Annotated in this window: 19 protein-coding genes; 5 read left to right on the plus strand and 14 right to left on the minus strand. The window is 51.1% G+C overall.

The annotated features are described in order from the left end of the window. Positions 1 to 75 precede the first annotated feature (75 nt). Entirely contained in the window at positions 76 to 444 is a 369-nt protein-coding gene (locus BM159_RS09155; RefSeq protein WP_093913944.1) for a YegP family protein, read from the plus strand. Positions 445 to 517: 73 nt separating this feature from the next. On the opposite strand, the gene BM159_RS09160 is transcribed toward BM159_RS09155, so the two are convergent. From BM159_RS09160 to BM159_RS09210, 11 genes are all read right to left on the minus strand, one after another. Continuing rightward, positions 518 to 1,684, minus strand: coding sequence for an acetylornithine/succinylornithine family transaminase (locus BM159_RS09160; RefSeq protein WP_093913945.1), 1,167 nt, complete (start codon positions 1,682 to 1,684; stop codon positions 518 to 520). A gap of 4 nt (positions 1,685 to 1,688) precedes the next feature. Next, positions 1,689 to 2,552: an acetylglutamate kinase gene (argB, locus tag BM159_RS09165; RefSeq protein WP_093913946.1), complete on the minus strand. Its 864-nt coding sequence runs from the start codon at positions 2,550 to 2,552 to the stop codon at positions 1,689 to 1,691. A gap of 10 nt (positions 2,553 to 2,562) precedes the next feature. After that, complete coding sequence (gene argJ, locus BM159_RS09170; protein WP_093913947.1) at positions 2,563 to 3,780, minus strand: bifunctional ornithine acetyltransferase/N-acetylglutamate synthase; 1,218 nt, start codon at positions 3,778 to 3,780, stop codon at positions 2,563 to 2,565. A gap of 91 nt (positions 3,781 to 3,871) precedes the next feature. Then, positions 3,872 to 4,795 carry an N-acetyl-gamma-glutamyl-phosphate reductase gene (argC, locus tag BM159_RS09175; protein ID WP_093913948.1) on the minus strand — a complete coding sequence of 308 codons (924 nt, stop codon included), beginning with the start codon at positions 4,793 to 4,795 and terminating at the stop codon, positions 3,872 to 3,874. A 285-nt stretch (positions 4,796 to 5,080) separates the two neighbouring features. Continuing rightward, the gene (gene ppdK, locus BM159_RS09180) at positions 5,081 to 7,717 is read right to left on the minus strand and encodes a pyruvate, phosphate dikinase (protein ID WP_093913949.1); all 2,637 of its coding nucleotides are present in this window, start codon (positions 7,715 to 7,717) and stop codon (positions 5,081 to 5,083) included. Positions 7,718 to 8,114: 397 nt separating this feature from the next. Continuing rightward, complete coding sequence (locus tag BM159_RS09185; RefSeq protein WP_093913950.1) at positions 8,115 to 9,584, minus strand: SPFH domain-containing protein; 1,470 nt, start codon at positions 9,582 to 9,584, stop codon at positions 8,115 to 8,117. 242 nt (positions 9,585 to 9,826) lie between these two features. Continuing rightward, the gene (locus BM159_RS09190; RefSeq protein WP_093913951.1) at positions 9,827 to 11,449 is read right to left on the minus strand and encodes a bifunctional metallophosphatase/5'-nucleotidase; all 1,623 of its coding nucleotides are present in this window, start codon (positions 11,447 to 11,449) and stop codon (positions 9,827 to 9,829) included. 56 nt (positions 11,450 to 11,505) lie between these two features. Next, positions 11,506 to 12,273, minus strand: a complete 768-nt coding sequence (locus tag BM159_RS09195) for a cyclase family protein (RefSeq protein ID WP_093913952.1) — start codon at positions 12,271 to 12,273, stop codon at positions 11,506 to 11,508. Positions 12,274 to 12,308: 35 nt separating this feature from the next. Continuing rightward, positions 12,309 to 13,421, minus strand: coding sequence for a M48 family metallopeptidase (locus tag BM159_RS09200; RefSeq protein ID WP_093913953.1), 1,113 nt, complete (start codon positions 13,419 to 13,421; stop codon positions 12,309 to 12,311). 98 nt (positions 13,422 to 13,519) lie between these two features. Beyond that, positions 13,520 to 14,605 carry a M48 family metallopeptidase gene (locus tag BM159_RS09205; protein WP_177205991.1) on the minus strand — a complete coding sequence of 362 codons (1,086 nt, stop codon included), beginning with the start codon at positions 14,603 to 14,605 and terminating at the stop codon, positions 13,520 to 13,522. Between the two features lie 105 nt (positions 14,606 to 14,710). Continuing rightward, the gene (locus tag BM159_RS09210; protein ID WP_093913955.1) at positions 14,711 to 15,865 is read right to left on the minus strand and encodes a CaiB/BaiF CoA transferase family protein; all 1,155 of its coding nucleotides are present in this window, start codon (positions 15,863 to 15,865) and stop codon (positions 14,711 to 14,713) included. 245 nt (positions 15,866 to 16,110) lie between these two features. On the opposite strand from BM159_RS09210, the gene BM159_RS09215 reads away from it, so the two are divergent. Next, positions 16,111 to 16,407: a hypothetical protein gene (locus BM159_RS09215; RefSeq protein ID WP_093913956.1), complete on the plus strand. Its 297-nt coding sequence runs from the start codon at positions 16,111 to 16,113 to the stop codon at positions 16,405 to 16,407. 117 nt (positions 16,408 to 16,524) lie between these two features. On the opposite strand, the gene BM159_RS09220 is transcribed toward BM159_RS09215, so the two are convergent. Further along, positions 16,525 to 17,343: a PHP domain-containing protein gene (locus BM159_RS09220; protein WP_093913969.1), complete on the minus strand. Its 819-nt coding sequence runs from the start codon at positions 17,341 to 17,343 to the stop codon at positions 16,525 to 16,527. A gap of 29 nt (positions 17,344 to 17,372) precedes the next feature. After that, on the minus strand, positions 17,373 to 17,993 hold the full coding sequence (locus tag BM159_RS09225; RefSeq protein WP_093913957.1) for a YigZ family protein: 621 nt from the start codon (positions 17,991 to 17,993) through the stop codon (positions 17,373 to 17,375). 191 nt (positions 17,994 to 18,184) lie between these two features. Between BM159_RS09225 and BM159_RS09230 the strand changes: the two genes are divergently transcribed. Then, on the plus strand, positions 18,185 to 19,807 hold the full coding sequence (locus tag BM159_RS09230; protein WP_093913958.1) for a ClC family H(+)/Cl(-) exchange transporter: 1,623 nt from the start codon (positions 18,185 to 18,187) through the stop codon (positions 19,805 to 19,807). 123 nt (positions 19,808 to 19,930) lie between these two features. Here the strand turns inward: BM159_RS09230 and BM159_RS09235 are convergent, their stop codons facing one another. Beyond that, positions 19,931 to 21,205: a diaminopimelate decarboxylase gene (locus tag BM159_RS09235; protein ID WP_093913959.1), complete on the minus strand. Its 1,275-nt coding sequence runs from the start codon at positions 21,203 to 21,205 to the stop codon at positions 19,931 to 19,933. A gap of 299 nt (positions 21,206 to 21,504) precedes the next feature. On the opposite strand from BM159_RS09235, the gene murQ reads away from it, so the two are divergent. Next, positions 21,505 to 22,398, plus strand: coding sequence for an N-acetylmuramic acid 6-phosphate etherase (murQ, locus tag BM159_RS09240; RefSeq protein WP_093913960.1), 894 nt, complete (start codon positions 21,505 to 21,507; stop codon positions 22,396 to 22,398). 151 nt (positions 22,399 to 22,549) lie between these two features. Next, positions 22,550 to 23,764, plus strand: coding sequence for a MupG family TIM beta-alpha barrel fold protein (locus BM159_RS09245; protein WP_093913961.1), 1,215 nt, complete (start codon positions 22,550 to 22,552; stop codon positions 23,762 to 23,764). The last annotated feature ends 122 nt before the right edge of the window (positions 23,765 to 23,886 follow it).

A 23,886-nucleotide genomic window follows, 5' to 3' on the forward strand; every position in this document is an offset into this window, starting at 1 on the left:
TTTTCCTTGAATTTTAGCGTAAATCGTGGTATCTTGAGCATAGGGAACCATATAATATGTAAGGAGGCAATTCAAATGGGAAAATTTGTGGTAAAAGAGTCCAAAGCAGGTATGCGCTTTAACCTCGTAGCCAACAATGGCGAAATCATTGCAGCCTCTCAGGTTTACAAATCCGCTTCCGGCTGCAAAAATGGTATTGCAAGTGTAGCAAAAAATGCGCCCATTGCCGCAATCGAAGACCAGACCGCAGAAGGCTTCAAAGTTGAAAAACATCCGAAATTTGAAGTATACGCAGACAAAGCCGGCGAATTCCGTTTCCGTCTGAAAGCAACCAACGGTCAGATTATTGCCGTAAGTGAAGGCTATAAAGCGATGAAGAGCTGCCTGAACGGCATTGCTTCTGTAAAAAAGAATGCTGCTGACGCAAAGATTGTAAAAGAATAAGCATATTATATTTGAAAACGAATCACTAAAAACGGCCTGCAGATTTTCTGCAGACCGTTTTTTATTATGCACGTTATTCCGCGCACGCCTCTTTAATAATATTCACTGCCTTCACCAGAACTTCTTCCGGCATATTCAGCGCCGGCAGCAGGCGGACCTTGTCTTTGGCCGTCAGGCAGAGCACACCTTTTTCAATACACTTTTTCACCACATCTGTGGCAGGCTTTACCGGTTTCACACCGCACATCATGCCCATACCGGTAACCGTCTCGATACCGGGTGCCTCTTCCAACGCTCCGAAAAGAATCTTCCCTTTCCGTTGTACCTCCGCCAAAAACGCATCGTCAAGCCGGTTGATAATGCTCACCGCCCCTGCGCAGGCCACCGGGTTGCCCCCAAAGGTAGAGCCGTGGTCTCCGTGTCCCAGCACGTGTTCCACTTTTTCGCCCATCAGGCAGGCGCCCAGGGGCAGGCCGCCGCCGATGCCTTTGGCTGTTGTTACCACGTCCGGGTTCACGCCGAAGTTCATATACGAATACAGTTTGCCCGTGCGGCCGTTGCCGGTCTGCACTTCGTCCACCATGAACACGATATCCTTTTCGTGGCAGATGGCGTCCACACCCTGAATGAATTCAGCCGTCAGCGGGTTCACGCCGCCTTCGCCCTGGATGCACTCGATCAGAATGCCCGCCACTTTATGTGCTTCCACCAGTTTTTGCACGCTGACCAGATCGTTGGCCGTGGCATGAACAAAACCGGGAGTCAAAGGCTGGAACAGTTCGTGGTAATGGTCCTGCCCGGTTGCGGCCAGGGTGGTGAGGGTACGCCCGTGGAAACTGTTCCACAGGGTGAGGATGGTGTAATACTCCGGCCCTTTTTTCTCCGCCGCGTATTTCCGTGCCACCTTGATGGCGCATTCGTTGGCTTCCCCGCCGGAATTGCTGAAGAACACTTTCTTCATGCCCGTCTTCTCGCAGAGCAGCTCTGCCAGTTTCACGCAGGGCTCCGTGTAATACAGGTTGGACATGTGCTGCACCTTGTCCAGCTGGTCGAGGACCGCCTGTTTCCAGATGTCGTCGGCGATGCCGAAGCTGGTAACCCCGATGCCGGAACCCATGTCGATGTATTCTTTACCGTCTGTATCTTTGGCAATGCTTCCCTTACCGCTGACGATTTCCACCGGAAACCGCGCGTAAGTATTGGCTACGTATTTGTTGTCCAGTTCCTGCAGCTTGCTCATGTTCTCACTCCCCTGTCACCATGGTGCCTGCGCCTTCATCCGTCAGCAGTTCCATCAGGATGGAATGGGGCACGCGCCCGTCCATAATAATTACATTTTTTACGCCTTTTTCAATGGCGTCTTCGCAGCATTTCACCTTGGGCAGCATGCCGCCGGCAATAACGCCTTCTTCTTTCAGCCGTTTCGTTTCCGCAACGGTGACCGCCGGAATCAGCGTTTTGTCATCGTCCTTGTCCCGCAGAATGCCCGGCACGTCCGTCATGAGAATAAAGGTTTCGGCTTTCAGGGCACCCGCGATGCAGGCCGCCGCCGTATCGCCGTTGATGTTGTAGGCATTTCCCTGATCGTCGCAGCCTACGGTGGAAACTACCGGAATATAACCTTTTTCCAGCAAATCCAGAACGGGTTTTTCGTTGACTTCGGTCACTTCCCCTACAAAACCCAGGCGTGGGTCTTTGATCTTGCACTTGATCAGGTGCCCGTCCGCGCCGGAAAGTCCCAGGGCGTTGCCGCCCTGCATCTGCAGCAGGTTTACCAGTGTGTTGTTAACTTTCCCTGCCAGCACCATCTGCACAATGTCGATGGTCTCTTTATCGGTGACCCGGAGGCCGTCCACAAATTCCGCCTTCTTGCCAAGGCGTTTCATCAGGTCGTTGATTTCAGGCCCGCCCCCGTGCACCAGCACGATTTTTACGCCTACGTGCCACAACAGCACAATGTCTTCCATGACCTGCTGTTTCAGGGTTTCGTTGATCATGGCGTTGCCGCCGTATTTGATGACCACGATCTTACCGCTGTGCTTTTTTATGTATGGCAGCGCTTCCACCAGAATCTGGGCGCGTTCTGCATTGGAATAGGAATATGACATGTTTTTCTCCTTACGAACGGTAATCGCCGTTAATCTTCACATAATCATAGGTCAGGTCGCAGCCCCAGGCCGTAGCGCCGGCACTGCCGCTGTTCAGTTCCACCAGAATCGTGATTTCTTTTTCCAGCAGGACTTCCTTGGCAAATTCTTCGGAAAAATCTACCCCGGCTCCGTTTTTGCAGACGGGAAGAATTCCTTTTGCCGATTTAAACGCCACGTCCACTTTGTTCACGTCCAAATCCGCACCGCTGTATCCGATGGCGCAGAGCACACGGCCCCAGTTGGCGTCGGCGCCGAACATGGCGGCTTTCAGCAGGCTGCTGGTGATTACGCTTTTGGCTACCACGGCCGCCGTTTTTTCATCGGCGGCGCCGGTCACGTCGCATTCCAGCAGTTTGGTGGCCCCTTCCCCGTCTCCGGCAATGGAACGGCACAGCGCAATGGTAATGGTATTCAGCGCTTTCATAAAGGTATCAAAGGCGGGTCCTTCTTCCGTAATTTCCCCATTGCCCGCCAGCCCGTTGGCCAGAATCGTCACCATGTCGTTGGTGGATGTGTCCCCATCTACACTGAGCATGTTGAAGGTCTTCTGCACGTCGTGGCTAAGGGCTTTTTGCAGCATGGCTGCGGAAATGGCCGCGTCCGTGGTGAGGAACACCAGCATGGTAGCCATGTTGGGATGGATCATGCCGCTGCCTTTGGCAATGCCGCCCATACGGCAGGTCTTGCCGTCAATTTCAAATTCCACCGCCACTTTTTTCATGACCGTGTCCGTGGTCATGATGGCTTTGGCCGCTTCGTCTTCCCCGGTTTCCGATAAGAGGCTTACCAGCTTGTCCATGCCGTTGGCGATGGGCGTAATGTTCAGCTTCTGGCCGATAACGCCGGTAGAGGCGATCACCATATCGTCTTTGCTGATGCCCAGCTTTTCCGCAGCCAGGCTGCTCATCTTCTCCGCGATTTCGATGCCGTCGCTGTTGCAGGTATTGGCATTGCCGCTGTTGCAGAGCACTGCCTGGGCGATGCCGTCGGCAATATGGTTTTTGGTTACGGTTAAGGGCGCGCCTTTTACCAGGTTTGTTGTGTAAACGGCGGCCGCATGAGCCGGAACCTTACTGAAGATCAATGCCAGATCGTTTTTATTGTTCTTCTTCCGAATACCGCAGTAAATGCCGCTGGCAGTAAATCCTTTTGCAGCGCAGACGCCGCCTTCTATCTGTTTTATCATTTGTTCCTCCGATATTGCTTTTCCTTGTGGAAACACTGTTTAAATTTATTTGTGCGCCGGCACGCGTGTCGGCGAATGAATCAGCGTTTCCTTAAACTTCCAGTCCTGTCGTTTCCGGCAGTCCCAGCACAATGTTCATATTCTGGATGGCCGCGCCGGACGCCCCTTTTCCCAGATTGTCGAAACGGGACACCAGCAGGATCCGGTCTTCGTTTCCTGTCACGGTGATCTCCATATCGTCCCGTCCGGTAAAGGCCGCTGCGGACAGGAAACCGTTTTCGTCCGCCGTTTCTTTAAAATGAATCAGGGGACCCGTGTAATAGGATGCGTACGTTCGTCGGACATCTGCCAGGGAACCCTGCAGGTCTTTTTTGAACAGGGACACCGTCACTTCCATGCCGCTGTAAAAATCCGCCACGATAGGACAGAACACCGGGGCGTTTTTCAATCCGCAGATTGCGTTCATCTCTTTCAGGTGTTTATGCATCTGGCCCAGCGCATATTGCCTGGGAGCATTCAGCAGCGGGCTTCGCTGCGGATCTTCGTACTCGGCGATCATATTTTTCCCGCCGCCGGAATACCCGGTGAGGGAGAAGCAGGTCAGCAGCGCATCCCTGGCCAGCAGGCCCTTTTCCACCAGCGGCGCCACCAGGGCGATAAATCCGCTGGCATGGCAGCCGGGATTGGCGATCCGTTTTGCTTTCGCTATTTTTTCTTTGCATCCCGTCAGTTCCGGCATGCCGTAAGTCCAGCCTGCCGCTGTCCGGTGGGCCGTGGACGTATCGATGATGACGGCCCCGCTGTCCGATGCCAGTTCCACCGCTTCGACAGCAGCCACGTCAGGCAGGCAGAGAAACGCCACATCCGCTTTTTGGAACGCGTCCCGCCGCGCTCCCGCATCCTTGCGGTGCGCTTCATCCAGCGCAATCAGTTCTATATCCTTACGAGTGCATAATCTTTCACGAATTCGTAATCCGGTGGTCCCGGAACTTCCGTCGATAAATACTTTTGTCATGATGGACCTCGGTTTTTACATAATATAATACGACACGTATGATTAAGCATATAATAGATGAAATTGCGTTTCCTGTCAAGTTGTTTTTTGCATAATTATTAAATCTTTATGCATTTTAATAAAACAAAACAGGCGGTTCGGTTTTCCGCAAAGCCGCCTGTAATGATACGTCACCGGGCCGGCGTCTGCACCGGCCCGTTATTTGTTTAATTTTTCACTGCACCGGATGCTGAAAGGTTTATTCATTCAGCATTTTTCTTTTGGCAACTTACAAACTGCGCCGCCTTATTTTTTCTTCAGGTTAATGGCTGCCTGGGCTGCCGCCAGCCGGGCAATCGGTACGCGGAAGGGCGAGCAGGACACATAGTCCAGACCTAGTTCCTGGCAGAACGCTACCGAAGAAGGATCGCCGCCGTGTTCGCCGCAGATGCCGCAGTGCAGCATCGGGTTTTCCTGACGGCCTTTCTTTACGGCCATCTGCATCAGCTGGCCGACACCGGTCTGGTCCAGTTTGCTGAAGGGATCAAACTCATAAATTTTCTGATCGTAATAGCTTTCCAGGAATTTACCCGCGTCGTCCCGGGAGAAGCCAAAGGTCATCTGGGTCAGGTCGTTGGTGCCAAAGCTGAAGAAGTCGGCTTCCTTCGCCACATCGTCCGCTGTCAGCGCGGCTCTCGGGATTTCGATCATGGTGCCGACCTGGTAATTCAGGAAGTAGCCCTGTTCCTTCATAACCTGTTCCGCGGTTTCCACGATGATATTCTTTACGAACAGCAATTCTTTGCGTTCCCCGGTCAGCGGTACCATGATTTCGGGAACGATATCGTAATTCATTTCTTTCTTGACCGCAATGGCCGCTTCGATAACGGCGCGGGTCTGCATGCGGGAAATTTCCGGATAAATGACGCTGAGGCGGCAGCCGCGCAGGCCCATCATGGGGTTGAACTCGTGCATGGCGTCGCAGCGGGCTTTCACTTCTTCGAAGGTCAGGCCCATGCTGTCCCCCAGTTCCCGCATTTCCGCTTCCGTCTTGGGCAGGAACTCATGCAGCGGCGGATCCAGGAAACGAACCGTCATGGGACGGCCCCGCAGCGCTTTGTACATGCCGATAAAGTCTTCGCGCTGGTACGGAAGCAGTTCGGCCAGAGCCGCTTCCCGCTGTTCCACGGTATCCGACAGGATCATGCGGCGGAATTTGGGAATGCGTTCCGCTTCGAAGAACATATGCTCCGTACGGCACAGGCCGATGCCTTCTGCGCCTAACCGCACCGCGTTTTCCGCGTCGGCCGGCGTATCCGCGTTGGTCCGCACTTTCATCTTGCGGAACTGGTCGGCCCAGCGCATAATGCAGCCGAAGTTGCCGCTAATCTGCGCTTCCACCGTGGGGATATCCCCTTCGTAAATGGTACCGGTGGAACCGTCCAGGGAAATATAATCCCCCTCATGGTAAACCGTACCGTTCAGTTCAAATTCTTTTCCTTCTTCGTTAACTTTCAAATCATTGCAGCCAGATACGCAACAGGTACCCATGCCTCTGGCTACTACTGCCGCGTGGCTGGTCATGCCGCCCCGGGCGGTCAGGATGCCTTCCGCCGCGTGCATGCCTTCAATATCTTCCGGCGAGGTCTCCAGACGTACGAGGATGACCCGTTCGCCTTTGGCCGCTGCGTTTTTGGCATCTTCTGCCGTAAAGTAGACTTTGCCCGCCGCACTGCCCGGAGAGGCCGGCAGCGCATGCCCGATTACCTTTCCTTCTTTCAGTGCTTTGGCGTCAAAGGTGGGATGCAGAAGCTGATCCAGGGATTTCGCTTCGATGCGCAGCAACGCTTCTTCCGGCGTGATCATGCCTTCTTCTACCAGGTCGCAGGCGATATTGATGGCCGCTTCCGCCGTGCGCTTGCCGTTACGGGTCTGCAGGAAAAACAGTTTGCCTTCCTGAATGGTAAATTCCATATCCTGCATGTCGCGGTAGTGGCTTTCCAGTTTGTGGGCCAGGTTGATAAATTCGCTGTAGCAGCCCGGCATATCTTCTTCCAGCTTGCTGATAGGCTGCGGTGTCCGTACGCCGGCCACCACGTCTTCGCCCTGGGCGTCGATCAGGTACTCGCCGTAAATTCCCTTGGCGCCGGTAGCCGGGTTCCGGGTAAAGGCCACGCCGGTTCCGGATGTGTTGCCCATATTGCCGAATACCATGGTCTGAATATTAACCGCCGTGCCCCAGTCACCGGGGATGTCGTTCATGCGGCGGTATACGTTGGCCCGGGGGTTATCCCAGGAACGGAATACGGCCTTCACGGCTTCCATCAGCTGGACGTCCGGATCCTGCGGGAAGTCCTGTCCGATTGCTTCTTTATACAATGCTTTGAAGCGTTTGATCAGTTTTTTCATGTCGTTGACATCCAGGTCGATATCAAACTTAACGCCTTTCTGCTCTTTGATCTCGTCAATAATTTTTTCAAATTTCGACTTGGGAACTTCCATGACTACGTCGGAAAACATCTGGATGAAACGACGGTAGGAGTCATAGGCAAAACGGGGATTATTTGTTTTCTGCGCAAAGCCTTTCACGGAAATATCGTTCATGCCCAGATTTAAAATCGTGTCCATCATGCCCGGCATGGAGACCCGTGCGCCGCTGCGGACGGAAACCAGCAACGGGTCGTTGTTGTCGCCGAACTTTTTCCCGTTTTCTTTTTCCAGCCAGCGCAGCGCTTCGAAAATCTGCTGCTTGATCTCGTTGGAAATTTTGCGGCCGGATTTGTAATAATCCGTGCAGGCTTCCGTTGTAATCGTAAAGCCCATGGGAATCGGCAGTCCCAAATTCGTCATTTCCGCCAGATTGGCCCCTTTGCCGCCCAGCAGCTCGCGCATCTGTGCATTACCTTCGTTAAACTTATACACCCATTTTTTTTCAGTTACCATAAAAACTAAGCCTCTTTCCTTTTTTTATTTCTTTTAAGGAGACGCTGATTAAATGAGTTTGTGCGATGACCGAGGACTTTTTGCGACTGACAAGAAAATGGTCCGAAGGCGCAGCCATAGCTGCGTTGAGGGGCATTGACGCAGTCAGTCACAAAAAGCACCGGTCAGCGTGCAGACGAATTAATCAGCGTTTCCTTACATTTGCTGCAATTGTATTGCAATGACACTGCCTTCCGCAATGTCATGATAAAAGTTCTTGCCGGTTTCCGGTCTGTTTCTGAAAAAGACCTGCCGCATGCATCAGCAGTCGGCAGGTCGATTCATCAGCCTTTATTAAATTGCTTCAGTCTGTATTACAACAAATTAGCATACAACCGGAACACTGTCAGCTACTGAATTATTTTACGATATCCCCTTCATTGAACGGGTCGCCGCACTGCGGGCAGAATTTAGGCGGATTATGCGGATCTTCCGGCTGCCAGCCACACTTATCGCATTTATACAACGGTGCGTCTGCCGGTTTCCGGGAACCGCAGTTCGGGCAGAACTGACCCTGGTTCACGCTGCCGCAGCTGCAGGTCCAGCCAGCCGGGGCTGCCGGTTGCGGTTTGCCGCAGTTGGCGCAGAACTTGCCGGTGTTGCCTTTGGCGCCGCAGGCACAATCCCAGCCGCCTGCCGGTTTGGGTTCCGGCTTCGGTTGTCCGCAATTGGCGCAGAATTTACCAGTGTTTCCGGCATGTCCGCAGGCACATGCCCAGCCTGCTGCCGCTGCGGGAGCTGCCGCCGGCTGCGGTGGCTGCTGCTGCGGGTACGGCTGTTGCGGCTGTCCGTACTGAGGCGGATACTGACCGGCCGGACCATACGCATTCCCCATGGCCATGCCGCCGGCCATGTTCGCCATACCCATGCCGATAAACGCGCCCATGGGACCCATACCGCCGCCTTCATTAGCGGATGCGTTACGAATTCCGTCAGCGGTCGCGTCGGTCAGGACGCCCATACGCATATCCGGATTGCTCATCATAGCGCCCATCTGTACTTTCTGGAGTTTCGCTTCGTCTTCTTCGTTGGCTTTAACACTGTTCACACCGAAGGAAACGATTTCAATGCCGCGCAGGTCACGCCACTTGGAAGACAGCACGTCATTCAGGGCGTCGGCCAGTTCCATGGTACGCATCGGCAGTTCGGTATAGTCGATACGCTGTGCGGAAATTTTACCGAATGCAGGCTGCAACGCAGTCAGCAATTCGGATTTCAGCTGGCTGTCCCACTGGCTCCGCAGGTATTGGTCGGGAGCATTACCGGCAATCGTGGAATAGAACAGGATCGGGTCCACGATTTTGTAGCTGTATTCGCCGAAGCAGCGGATGCGAACCAGCAAGCTGCGACCGGTATTTTCTTCAATTACTTTAAAGGGAATTTCCGCCGGGGTACCGTATTTGTTGCCGATAATTTCTTTCGTGTTGAAGTAATAGACACGCTGATCCTTACCGGTATCGCCGCCGAAAGTAAAACGTTTACCCATGCGCTGGAATACCTGAATCACGCTTTCTTTCAGGTCGCCTGTGAAAACAGAAGGTTCTGTGGATTTGTCGTAGGTGTATTCGCCGGGTTCAGCACAAAGGTCAACGACTTTGCCCTGTTCCACGATCATCATACACTGGCCTACGTTAACCGCAATCACGGAGCCGTTGGAGATGATGTTGTCTTCCGCGCTGGTGTTGGAGCTGCGGCCCTGGTTGCTGATCCGTTTCTGGCCTTTGCACATCAGTACGTCCGGGGTCATGCTGTCGCAGTAAAAATACTCTTTCCACTGGTCAGCCAATACGCCGCCAATGGCGCCCATGCCTGCTTTAATTAATCCCATGTGTTGTTCCCTCCTTAAATTAATAATATTTCAAATTACTGATTTCCTGTCTGATTGGTTTTGCTGATTGCCCATCGGTTCCGGTGATGATTTAATCTTTTTGATACATAATCCTTATGCTGTATTACTATTTTACCACAAAATGCATTTTCTTACACTGTAAATTTAGGACAAACATACTATAATCCGCAATTATGTTTTTTTCATGTTTCTTTGGGTCGCAGTTTCCTGTTCGTCCTGTGTTATTTTATCGTGATGCGTCCGGCACCGTACGGATTTTCATAACCTTCTTTGATTTTTGCGTTCAGATGGTTCTGCACATATTCCATAATAGCGTCCACATCTGTCATGATGCCGTCCTTCAGCAGCCTGCTCTGTTTGAACATCACCAGGCCGTTACCGCCGTCCTTCAGCACATAGGTGCTGCCGCCGATAGTATACTTGCCGTTCAAGTCGATGGGCTTGCCGTTGATCATCACGTCTTTCACGCGGCGTTCGCCTTTCACTTCCACAAAATTGCCTTTGGCATCTACAACCAGGCCGGAAGGAATGGATGAGTCGACCGTATAGCTCATACCGGAAACCTGCATGAAAGCCCCGTGCTCACCCGGATATGCGGATGCGCCGACTTCCAGGGCGTCAACAATCTGCTGGCCCGTAGCTTCAATCACCGTGCACATGTTACCGAAGGGGAAAGCCTCCAGCAAATCATTATATGTGAACACGCCTTTTTTGATAGTATTGCGGATAGAACCTCCATTGACCATGGAAATGTCTGTATCCAGCACGAAGCGGTAAGCATCTGCCACAAAATCGCCCAGATTGGTTTCCCCGTTACGCACCCGGCGTTCCCCGGTCTTGGGGTCGTCGCCGGTCAGGTCCGTCAGCGCCTCACCTACGGGCTGTTTCAGGATGGGCTCAAACTTTTTGTTTTCTTTGGCAACCAGTTTGGTAACTTTCGGATCCGCGGTTTTCAAGTCTTTCACTAGCTCGGAAGTAATGGTCCCATCTTCTTTGATCGTCATTTTTCCCAGGCTTTTGAGCTTGGTTCCCGTCTGGGCCACCAGCACTTCCTTGCCTGCTTTGTTGATGATTTTGTGAGGGGGGATATACTGTTCATGGGAGTGTCCGTCAATGATGGCGTCAATGTTATAGGTATTGGCCGCTATCGCGCCGCTGGACCAGTAAGGAATAGAACCATCGGTGCCCAGGTGCCCTACCAGGAACACGTATTCCGCGCCTTCTTTGCGTACATTGTTAACGGCCCGCTGCACAGCTTCATAAACTTTTTCACCGGTCTGGTCTTCACAGAAACTGTAGATAAATTTGCCGTTCTTATCCTGGAAGTATTTAGGTGTGGAAGTCACCAGGGTTTCCGGAGTAGTTACACCCACAAAGCCAATCTTTTTTCCGCCCAGAACAATAATCTTGGAAGGTTTCAGAATCGGTTTACGGGTCTTTACATCCACAAAGTTACAGGAGTAATAACCGCATTTCATCCGGGGAGCCAGCTGCAGGAAACGCTCCATACCGTAATCAAATTCATGGTTGCCGGGGATGACAAAGTCATAGCCCACTGCATTCATAATCTTGATAATGGACTCGCCGGTGGAAAGTTTCCCGATGGGTGCGCCCTGGATGGCATCGCCGGCATCTGCCAGAGCTACGGGATGTCCCTGTTTTTTCAAATCTTTTTTGTATTGGGACACCTTATCAATGCCAAGGTTATCCGTGATGCCGCAGTGGATGTCGTTGGTATGCAATATAATAATTTCCTTGCCGGCTGCCAATACCGCTACCGGAAGCAAAAGCGTTACCAGCATCGCCAATGCTGCGCTGTAGAATTTCTTCAGGTTTCTGGTCATTTTTTGCGTCCTTTCTGATTATTCAGGAAAGAAAAATTGAAGACGAAAATAACTGTTTATTGTTTAGGCGTAAGCGCGTACACTCGCGCCGGCAGACCGGTTGCGCCCTCGATACGCGGCCAGGACGCAAACAATACCGCCCCGGCAGGAGCCACTTTGTCCAGATTGCAAAGCACTTCAATCTGAAGTTTTCCGGATGCCAGTACAAAACGCTCGCAGGCCAGATCACCGGCTTCAACAGCCAGATAACTGGCATCCGTATCCAACGTCTCGTGTCCGTTAGCCGCTGCTTTGCGTACTTCAAAAATATATTTCAGAGCATCAATTGACCAGCCCGGGCAATGTTCATTCCCGTCTGCACCAACGTTAGACAGTTTGTCCATATCGGGCCAGCGCTTGTACCAGTCAGTCCGCAGAGCCACAAAGGCGCCTTCCGGAATGGGACCGTATTTTTCTTCATAGGCTTTGATATCTTCCACAGTCACGGCATAATCAACGTTACCTTTTACCTTTTCACTGATGTCGATGACTGCCAGTGGGAACACAAAGTCCTTGACACCGTATTGTTCAGACAAAGGAGCATCTTTCACAAAATGACCTGGGAAATCAACATGGGTGCCGAACTGACCGGGGAATTTAAATGTATGAATCAGGCATTCCAGCATGGGATTGCCCCAGTCAAACACCACCTTGCTCAGTTCCACCGAACCTTCCGGTATGCCGCTCCAGAACGGACTGTCGTTGTTGAGAGAATGGGAAAGTTCCACCCACTCATACCCTTCAGATTTCAGTTCCTTTAAAGCATTCCATAATTTATTTTCCATAACTACCCCTCCAAAATTAATATTGTATTAAATATTTACTTAATTTTATTCAACAGAGCGGCCAGTTCGTAAGCAGAAGTGTCTCCGCCATAACAGGTCATAATTGGTTGCTGCCCCAGCATAAGCGTGTTACCGGAAGCATAGGCATCGGATTTATTATGTCCGTTATGATAGGCTGCCGCCAGATTGCCCAGCACAAAATAGGAACGCTCCGCTCCGCTCATATCATTGGCAGCAACAGGCTGGACCAGGGCCTTGCCGTTCACTTTTACAACACCTTTTTCCGCGGTAACGTGTTTACCGCTGTATTCAAACAATCTCTTAACATAGTTTTCCCTGCGCTGTTGGTGGGTAGGATGATCACTGGGAGAGAAAATCTCGCCTGCAAAGTTTTTCTTGGATTTTCCGTATTTTTCTTCCACCCGCTGCCAGATTGCGGCGGCAGCGCCCGGGTTATAGCCGGCGTTAATTACATAGTCAAGGGCAAGGTTATCTGCTTCCCACTCGTCCTTTTTGGTAATGGAAACCGAATCAATCTGGTTTACCAGCACATTAAGGGCGATATTGGTCAGGGCGGAGCTTCCCACTGCAGAACCTACCATCGCAGCGCCAATAGCAACATTCAGTTTCTTCCGCATAGAGGAAGCTACATGGTTCTTCTGGCCATGACCCATTTCATGCGCTAAAACAACAGCAACTTCATCCGGATTATCCGTAAGGCTGTACAGCCCTTCGTTGACGCTCATTACGTGCCCCATGCTGCAAAACGCATTAAACGATTCCTGTTTATTGATAAAATACAAATACGGTTTTTGAAGTATGGTAGGATCCACCGCCGCGATACCTTTCGTAAGGCGGGGCATCATCTCATCCAGTTGCTGCTTGCGGTAATAATTTTCAGACACGCCGTATTTTTCCTGATAACCGGCAAAAAGCTCCTGACGCCCTTCTTCCGTCTGATCATAATGTTTGATCAATGCCTCCACCTGCTGCTTGGCTGCCACGCCCTGGACAACGGTACCAAGGATACCACCAATAGCTCCAGCCTGTGCCGATGGCAACGGCTGGACTGCAGCCTGCAAACTCACACCAATCATACCGCACAGAATTACTGAACCCAACTTCTTTTTCCAGGAATTTGTTTTCATCACTGCACCTCGCTTTTACTGAACCGAATACTCACATAATATTCCGAAATACTCCGTCATATTAATCTTCTATAATATAAATTTTATACAAATCCTGACTATTTTGCAACTGTTTTCGTCATATTTACTTTGTCCGCCCATTCCCTGAAACGTTCCACGCAGAAAGCCGCATAGCCTCCGATTTCTGCAAATCCCACAACATCTTGCCGCCAGACAGTATGAATCTGTATATCTTCATAAAAAATCTCAGCTTTATCGTTGCTTTCAAAGACGATGAAATGTGTCGGCTCGATTTTTTCTTTTTGTCTCACCTGGTAAAGGGCCCCTGCCAACAGTTCTGCCCGGTACAGCGGTTTGTTGCCGCCTGCAACCGCTGCGATCCGGAATTCCCAGATATCTTTACTGGTATTCCCAAAAGATTCTTTCACGCTTGCGGTGCCATCAGTATTTGAAACCGGTGCCGGGGTCATCTTCAGCGGATCCATCAGCTTATACATATTCCGTATGCGCTGTTCCGGATCGGGATGGCTGTCAAAAATCCCCCAGCCCGGGTTACCATATTCCACAGCCAGTTCCTGCAGCTTATGCATGGTTACCAGCATGGCATAGGGGCTGTAGCCCGCTTTCACCGTATAAGCAAATCCTTCCCTGTCCGCAGCGCTTTCATCCGCCCTGCTGTAACCTGCAGCCAAGGCATCACCGACCACCATTCCCATGGCCAGCACATCGCCATTTCCAGTAGCCGCCCCTGCAAGGATAGCCGCCAGCTGGGTCCACATGTTTTTTTCAAGCTGGTGCACCGTATGGCGCTTCACCACGTGTCCGATTTCATGCCCCAGTACGCCTGCCAGTTCCGCGTCGGACGGCATGTAGTCCAGCAGTCCTTTAAAAACATATATATAACCGCCAGGGCAGGCCAGCGCATTCACATCATCGGTATTCAACACCTTAAACGAATATTTTATGTTTTTACGGCCGCACACGTCCACCAGGCTTTGCCCGATACGTTCGACCCGTTCAGCGATTTCCATATCGTTGATGACCCCATAACGGGCTTCTATCTGTTCAGCGGCAGCCTTGCCCATCTCTAACTCCTGTTTTTCGCTGATCAGGCCGGCTTCGGCAGCCGGCAGGAAAGAACAGGTAATTCCCAGCAGGCAGAGTATTGAAAAAATAATTCTCAAAAAATGTTTCACGTGAAACTCCTTTTTGGCAGTTAAAACGGTTGTCCCTGCATATTTAATCATCCATTGGCATCAATCAAGGCAATGCTTCTGTCCTGACGCAAATCATATAATCCCTTTTTCCTTAAAACTTACAATTTCTTCGTCTGTATACCCCAAAGCGCCTAACACTTCCCGGTTATGTTCACCTGCATAAGGCCCCCGGAAGCGAATGCTGCAGGGAGTACCGGAAAGCTTCACCGCCGGTTTCAGATACGCCACTTCCCCAAAATCTTCCCGCCGGGTTTCCAGCATGCCGGACTCTTTCGTCATATCATTTTCCAACACTTCCTCCGGATTGTTTACAGGTGTTACACAGAACTCCCCGTTTTGCGCCAGCGCGACCCATTCGTCCCGGGTTTTCGTCAGCAGCTTGTTACGGATCCGTTGTGTTATTTCTTCTTCATGGGCGAAATCGTACTGCCTGTCTTTTAACTCCGGTAATTCAATCATTTCGCAAAACGTTTGCCAGAACTTCGGCTCAATGGTACCCACGCTGATGTATTTTCCGTCTTTTGTTTTATAAACATCATAATAATGGGCACGCCGGCCAAAAGGTGTGTCTCCCGTTACCCTACAGCCTAAAATACTGGCAAACGAGACAATTTGCATACTTAAGGCAGTATTGTAAAGACTCACGTCAATGTACTGCCCTTTCCCCGTTTTCTCTCGCGCCAGCAGTGCCATGGAAATGGCCGCTACCGCATTCAGACTGCTGCCGATGGCAGAGACCTGCACTTCGCTGATGGCTACATCGCCCGTATCATTCAGGAAATTCATTCCGGAAAGCCCGATAATGTTTAAATCATGGGCAGGTTGCTGTTTGTATTTGCTTTCCTGCCCGAAACCGGTAATGGAACAGTAAATCAGCCCGGGATTCATTTTTACAATTTCTTCATAGCCCAACCCCTTTGACTGCAGATAACCGGGACGGAAACCTTCCAGAAACACATCAGCCTGCCGCAATAGCTTTTTCAGTATTTCCTGCCCTTCTTCCGTCTTAATATTAACTGTAATCCCCTTTTTGTTCCGGTTCAGCGCCAGGTTCCAGCTGCTCATGCCTGGCGCAAGTTGTGGCGCAAAATTACGGTTGGGATCACCTTTCACGCCTTCCACCTTGATCACGTCCGCTCCGAAATCCGCCAGTACCATTCCGCAATACTGCCCGGGCAGCCACTGGGAGAAATCAATTACTTTTATACCCTGTAACGCGCTGTTCATATGCCGCTCACCTGCTTTCTTAATTCTGACTATGTATTTTATTAAGATAATTTTATCATAAATGTGGCACTTTGTTTTTGTTTTTGCAAACCTCCGGCATAAGAACCTGTCTTAAAAAAGCAGCTTGATGCGTCTGTCTGCTTTCCGGTGAACAATCCCATTTAAACAGCGCCCCCCGCCCTCTTGTCCATATCTTTCAATGCAGTTATAATAAATTTAACAGTAAAAAAACCGGAGGCAACATCATGAGCAGCTTCAGCCAGATTGTCAATTCGCTCTTATATATTATCAGCGGTTTCTTTTTTGGTATCTTTGCCTCAAGGCACAGCATCTTTTCTGTCATGAATATACGCAGGACCCTGGCGGAAAAAGATTTTTCCCCAGCTTCCCTGTTCCGGCTGGCTTTCAGCATTCTTTTTATCGTACTGGCCTTTCTTGTATTCCCTTCCTGGATGGCCTCCCGCACAACCATCGGGGCCATTGCCTATTACGCGGTTCTGCTCTTCTATTTTTCAAAAGGATGGAAAAACTCTCCTAAATAACCCTTCCGGTATTAAAAACTTACGGATACTTTCCCGGTCTTCCTAAACAGGTGCCGGAAAAGTATCCGTATTTTTCTTTTTACAGTATGCTAAAATGCTGATTGTATATGGATTTCTTCAGTGTTGTAATTGCGGAAGACACAACATGTCCGTGTCAATAAACGGAACTCCTAAATGGCGGGTTTTCACAAAGTTTCCATGACAGTCGCTGCCGCCGGAAATGTATAGCTTGTGACGGTGGCAGAAATGGGCCAGAAGCCTGCTGTCCTCCAACCTGTGCCCTGAGTGATAGCATTCGAAGCCGTCCAGTTTTTCGTCGACAAGCCGGGGCAGGTATTCCTGCATGCCGGCGCCATGAAAATCACTGGCCAGATGGGCGCAAAGGGCAACCCCACCGGCCTGCCGGATTACCTGTACCACTTCTGAAATGGCCGGAAAATCCGGAAAGCCCAGATCATTTTCCGCTGTAAATATCCGCCGGAAAAAATCGTTCACATCACCGCACAACCCTTTGTCCTGCAGGTACGCCAGCGCTTTCCAGCCGCCCCGGTGGGGATCATAGGTGTATTTCTTAAACTCCTCCATGGAAAGGGGCCAGCCCCTGTCAATCAGGTTGCGGACGCTGTCGTCATCTTTCAGTTCCAGCAGTCTCTGGTTATGACGGCAGAGTTCCCGCAGTCTTTTGTTTTCAATATCGATTCCGTAACCGAGGATATGGTAATTATGCCCATCCTTGGTAGAATTCAGTTCCACGCCGGTTATAAAACCCAGACCCGTATCAGCCGCCAGTTTTTTCGTTTCTGCCACGTTGGCCACGCTGTCGTGGTCCGTAACAGCAAAGAATTCAATTCCCGCGGCGCAAACCGCTTTCACAACCTGACCCGGGTCCCAGGTCCCATCGGAGGCCGTGGTGTGGATATGTAAATCAGCCCGCATAAAAACGTCTCCAATAATTATATTCTTTTTCAAACAGGTACTTCTTCATATTCAAATCCGGCTTCCGTCAGTTCGATGGGCTTCTGCAATGTGTCCGTCAGCCATTTTTCCGCCGCAGGTTTTCTTTCCTCCGGCATACGCAGGGTAAAGATCACTGCATTGCCATATTCCGTGTCTGCCAGGTTAAACAACTGCTGCTGATAGAGAAGATTAGTTATCCTGCCCGCCTCGCCCGGTGCGCAGGAAAAGACATAGAGCCCCATCTTCACTTTTTGCGCAAGGCCTGCTACATCCGCAGCATTAGCAACGGCGCCCGAATAGGCCCTTACAAGGCCTCCGGCCCCCAGTTTGATCCCTCCGAAATAGCGGGTCACTACGGCAGCCACCTGCTGCAGTCCCTGTTTGCGCAACACCCCCAGCATGGGCATGCCGGCTGTACCGGAAGGTTCCCCGTCATCACTGGACCTCTGGTGCTGCTCATCAATTACATAAGCGCTGCAGTTATGGGTAGCGTCCCAAAACTCTTTTTTCACCGCTTTTATGAATTCCTGCGCTTCCTCTTCCGTTTTAACTTTTTTAAGGGAACAGATAAAGCGGCTTTTGGATATTACCTGCTCCGTCCGTATATCCTTTGCGATCGTGAGATTCATGATTTGACGCTTCCGCCTTTCCCGACGCAACATTTCACATGATACATTACCGTTTAATTATACCATAAATCAAATCCCGTTTGGTTTTGAAATTTATTTTTGCTCAGTATCATTACTGCTGCGGGTTTTTTATTGCCCTGTATCGCATTAGTGGTATAATAAGATGACATTCATTTATAAGGACTTTTTGTATGAAGGCAAATTTCTTTCACCCGCATAAAAAGATTAATACAGAAGCTGCCTCCCGGTCACAACTGGTAAACACCTACCGTTCCCTGAACCACTGGAACGGTTTCCAGTTCAAATTGTTCTGGGAAGGAATTGTCGTGGGTATTTTTTCCGGCCTGGTGGTCAGCCTGTTCCGTTTTTTACTTTCCAGAGCGGAAGAATTCCGCATCGGACTGTATGGATACCTGAGCCAGTTGCCTGCTGTATATACGGCAGGCTGGTTCGCGGCGCTGCTGGCCGTAGGGGGCGTCCTTTACTGGCTCACCCGGCACGAACCCATGGCGGGCGGTTCCGGCATCCCTCAGGTCAAGGGTGTTATCCTGGGCCTGATGCGCATGAACTGGTTCCGGATTTTATGGGTGAAGCTTACTGCCGGCGTTATCGGTCTGGGCGCGGGCCTGTCCCTTGGACGGGAAGGTCCTTCCATCCAGTTAGGCGCCGTAACGGCCCAGGGTGTCAGCCGTTTCCTGGGGCGTACCCGCATGGAAGAACGCTATCTGATTACCAGCGGCGCCAGTGCCGGCCTGGCCGCGGCCTTTAACGCGCCCCTGGCCGGGGTCATGTTTTCCCTGGAAGAGCTGCACCGCAACTTTTCCGCCGTTGTGTTGCTGCCTGCCATGACGGCAGCCATGACTTCCACTTTTGTTTCCCGGTTGTTCTTCGGCGGAGGCCTGACTTTCAGTTTCCGCAGTATCCCGCGTTTCCCGCTGGATCTCCATATCGTGTACGCAATCCTCATCGCCGTGATTGCCGGTCTCTGCGGTGTCATTTTCAATGCAGGCCTGTTGAATATACACCGGTTTTACAGCCTGCCGGTCTTTAAAAACCTGTACATGAAAATCACGTTTGCCCTGTTATGCGCCGGTGTTTTAGGCTTTGTGCTGCCCCAGGTGCTGGGCGGTGGCAACCGTCTGGTAGACGAGCTGGCAACAAAGTCGTTTCCGTTGCAGCTGCTGTTTGCCCTGCTGGCCGGAAAGTTTATCTTCACCCTGATCAGCTACGGGACAGGCGTCCCGGGCGGTTTTTTCCTGCCTATGCTGGTACTGGGAGCGCTTGTGGGAAGCATATGCGCCTATTTTCTGACGGCCTTCCAGCTGATTCTTCCCAGTCACGGTGCCAACATCATCATCATCGCCATGGCAGCGTTCTTTTCCGCTTCCGTGCGGGCACCTATTACCGGTACGGTACTGATCAGTGAAATGACCGGCAGTTTTTACCACCTGATGATCCTGGGTATGGCATCAGCCATCGCCTACATTGTGGCACAGCTTTGCGGCAGCCAGCCCATTTATGAAGCGCTGCTGCTGAAATCCCTGAACAGTCACAGCACGCCTGAACCCAATACCGTCAGGAAAGAACGGAATATTGTGGAAGTTCCGGTGAGCAGCGGCAGCCTGATTGAAAATAAAAGAGTGCAGGATATCCCCTGGCCCGGTCACACGTTGCTGGTAGACGTAAAGCGCGGGTCGGAACAGCTGATACCCGACGCAAATACTGTAATCATGGCCGGCGACTTCCTGTATGTACTGACGGAAACAGAACACGCCGAAGATGTACAGGCGTTAGGTTCTGATTTGAAAGATTAAAAAGAAAAACGCGGCAACCGGTTTTGCTTACGTCTTACCGGCTGCCGCGTTCCTTTTTACCTTTGCGGCACATCGAATGATGCTATCGTTTCAGATGTCATGTCTGTTTTCAGCTGAAACTTCTCAATACGTTTTCAGTTCCGGAAACTCTTCGCTGAAATCAAAGGTTGCGAAATAATCCTTCGGTTCCTCTGCCCGGCGGATCAGTTTCACTTCACCGTTTTCCTGCAGTAGCAGTTCCGCGCTGCGCAGCTTGCCGTTGTAATTGTATCCCATGGAAAAACCGTGGGCGCCGGCATCGTGGATAAACAGTATATCGCCTTTTACAATTTCCGGAAGTTTCCGGTCAATGGCAAACTTATCATTGTTCTCGCACAGCCCGCCCACCACGTCGTAAACATGGGACAGTTCCGCATTTTCTTTTCCCAGCACGGTGATATGATGGTAAGAACCGTACATGGCCGGCCGCATCAGGTTTGCTGCGCAGGCGTCCACACCGATATATTCTTTATAAATATGCTTCTCGTGGATAGCGCGGGTCACCAGCGCACCGAACGGGGCCAGCATGAAACGGCCCATTTCCGTGAACAGGCTTACGTTGCCCATACCGGCAGGCACAAGCACCTCTTCAAAAACCTTGCGTACCCCTTCGCCAATCGCCAGAATGTCATTTTCCGCCTGTTCCGGATGATAGGAGATGCCCACGCCGCCGGACAGATTAATGAACGTGATATCCGCTCCGGTTTCTTCTTTCAGTTCCACAGCCAGCGTGAACAGCTGCCGGGCCAGTTCCGGATAATACGCATTGGTCACGGTATTGGATGCAAGGAACGCATGAATGCCAAAATGCTTTGCGCCCTTCTGCATCAGCATTTTGTATGCCTGCACCATCTGCTCCCGGGTCATACCGTATTTGGAATCGCCGGGGTTATCCATAATGCTGTTGGCAATAGCAAAATGGCCGCCGGGATTAAAACGGCAGCAGATGGTTTCGGGTATGCCCGCCACCTGTTCCAGAAATTCCACATGGGTCAGGTCGTCCAGATTGATGATCGCGCCCATTTTTTTGGCCAGCTGCATATCTTCCGCCGGGGTTTCATTGGAACTGAACATCACGTCATGGCCAGTCAGCCCCGCGGCATGGCTCATCTGCAGCTCGGTCAGGGACGAGCAGTCCGCACCGCAGCCTTCTTCTTTTAAAATCTGCAAAATATACGGGTTCGGCGTAGCCTTTACCGCAAAATATTCTTTAAAGCCTTTATTCCAGGCAAATGCCTTGTTCACCAGACGGGCTCTGTTACGAATCCCCGCCTCATCATACAGGTAAAAAGGCGTCGGGTATTTTTTCGCAATCTGTTCTGCTTTTTCTTTTGAAATGTACGGAATCTTCCTGCTCATAATTATATGTCTCCTTCTGCAGCGCAGCTTAAATCTGGCCGCGCTCCCCTCAAAGTGCTTTCGAAACATCCCGAACCGTCATAAAAGAATTGACAGTTCCTACTTATCATATTATAAACTGCCCGCAGGGTCAATGTGAAAATTATGAAACAGCAAAGAAATCCGTAAGGAAACTCCTTTATATTTTGTAACCTGCTTTTCTTTTCGGCAATCCCCGATTTATTTTTGCCACGTCATCTCATTTAGGATATAATTATATGAAAACCACCTGAAAGTTTTCTTTTGCGAAAGGTATTATCATGATCGACTTGACAAAACTGACCACAGAACAACAGAATCCCAAAACCAAAGCCATCGACGAAGCATCAGCGCTGGAAATTGTAAAACTGATCAATGCGGAAGACCAGACTGTACCGAAAGCAGTCAAAAAAATCCTCCCGGATATTTCCCGGGCAATAATTGTCATTGCCAACCGTCTTTCCCACGGGGGACGCTTGTTTTATATCGGCTCCGGCACCTCCGGGCGGCTGGGCATTTTGGATGCGTCCGAATGTCCGCCCACCTACAACACGCCGCCGGAACTGGTACAGGGTATCATCGCCGGTGGTACGCCTGCTGTCTTTCGTGCGCAGGAAGGCGCGGAAGATTCCGAATCCGCCGGCGCAGAAGACCTGCAAAACCAAAAACTGACGAACCTGGACGTTGTCGTCGGCCTTTCCGCATCAGGCAGGACACCCTATGTAATCGGTGCGCTGAAATATGCACAACAGACCGGCGCCTATGCCATCGCCGTAACCTGTACGGAAAATCCGGAAACCGAAGCACACGCAAACCTTTCCCTCACCGCCGTAACCGGTCCGGAAGTCATTACCGGTTCAACCCGTATGAAAGCCGGCACAGCGCAAAAGCTGATTTTGAACATGCTTTCCACCGGCAGCATGATCCTGATGGGAAAAGTGTACGGCAATTTGATGGTCGATTTGCAATGTACCAACAGCAAGCTGAAGGCACGGGCAAGGCGTATAGTAATGGAAGCTTCCGGCTGCGACGGCGAAACGGCGGACAAACTGCTGGAACAGTCCCGCGGAGAAGTAAAGCCTGCGATTCTGATGCATCTGGCCGGTATTGATTACGAAACAGCTGTGCAGAAACTGAAAGAAAACCAGGGGCGCCTAAAGCAGGCCCTGAAATAAAGCTTCGAAAAGCTTCGATAGTAACAACATTGCACTCATATTGGGTTGCATTTGATTCAACAGCAAAAGCCAAAACGGAAAACGCATCACCTATTTTAAAAGATTGAAAAACTGAAAAAGGTTTGGTCAACCGTAATAGGAGTACAATACTATGAAACTTGGAATTTCCATATATCCGGGACTTGACGCGGACAGGGAAAAAAGCCTGCTGCTGTTGCAAAAGGCAGCGGCCTTAGGTTACAGCCGCGTCTTTTCTTCCCTGCACATTCCGGAAAGCAATGCCACTTCCCTGCGTGAAGACGCCCTTTATCTTTTTGCCTTTGCGGAGAGTCTGGGATTGGATGTGATTGCCGATATTTCGCCACACACCTTGAAGATTCTGGACATACCCGAGCTGACACCGGCCCGGCTGAAACAACTTCACATTACCACGGCCCGCTTTGATTACGGAATCGGAACGGAAACCATCGCAGCCTTCAGCCGCGAAATGAATGTCCAGCTAAACGCGTCCACCGCCCGTTCCGTGGAGTTACATGCGTTATTAAAGGCGGAGGCGGATTTTTCCCGCATCGACGGCCAGCATAATTTTTATCCCCGCCCCCATACCGGCCTCAGTTCTGAAACGGTTCAGCGGCAGAATGCGTTGCTGCACCGGCACGATATTCCGGCAGGGGTTTTCGCGGCCAGCCAGACCGGCAGACGGGGACCGCTGTATGCCGGCCTGCCCACCATGGAAAGCCTCCGGGGTATTGCCCCCTGTGACGCCGCCCCCATTTTGACTGCCATCGGCTGCGACAGCCTGATTATCGGGGACAGTAATCCTACGCTGGCGGAACTGGAAGCACTGGCCGATCCGGAGACCCTGGCCAAAGCCGATGCCCGTTATTCCCGCAAGGCCCTGCCGCCCAAAAAAGAATGGCAGCCGGACGCGCCGCTGCCATTACATATTCATGTTTTATCAGAGGCTCCCTTTATCAGAAGCCTTTTGTCCCGGTCCTATACCAACCGCCCCGACCCGGCGGCAGATGTCATCCGTGCCACGGAAAGCCGGGACACCGCAAAAGACGTTACCATCGTACCGGAACGGAACGAAAACAAACTCATCATCGAAATGCCGAAAGAATACGCCGCCGTATTCGCAGGTCCCCAACATCTGGCTAACGGGAAAAAATCTTCCCTGCTGCCGGTGGGAACTGTCCTGCTCGATAATAATACGTACGGACGCTATAAAGGCGAACTCCAGATTTTAACCGTGCCCCAGCCAATGGATCCCCGCAGCAATGTGATTGCCCAGGTGAAAAAAGAAGACGTGCCGTTGCTGTCGTTGATCAGTGCGGAGATTCCATTCTGTTTTGTAATAGAATAAAAGTTTTGCCCATAAAAAATTACAAGGGAAAAGTTCTCGCAAAACCGTTCCCGTTTGCTATTTCATGGACTCATTTGCCTGTGGCTTCGAAACTCGGGGCTTCGCCCCTCAGACAGTCTCGC

The sequence above is a fragment of the Succiniclasticum ruminis DSM 9236 genome, assembly GCF_900112895.1.
GTDB classification, from domain to species: Bacteria; Bacillota; Negativicutes; order Acidaminococcales; family Acidaminococcaceae; genus Succiniclasticum; species Succiniclasticum ruminis.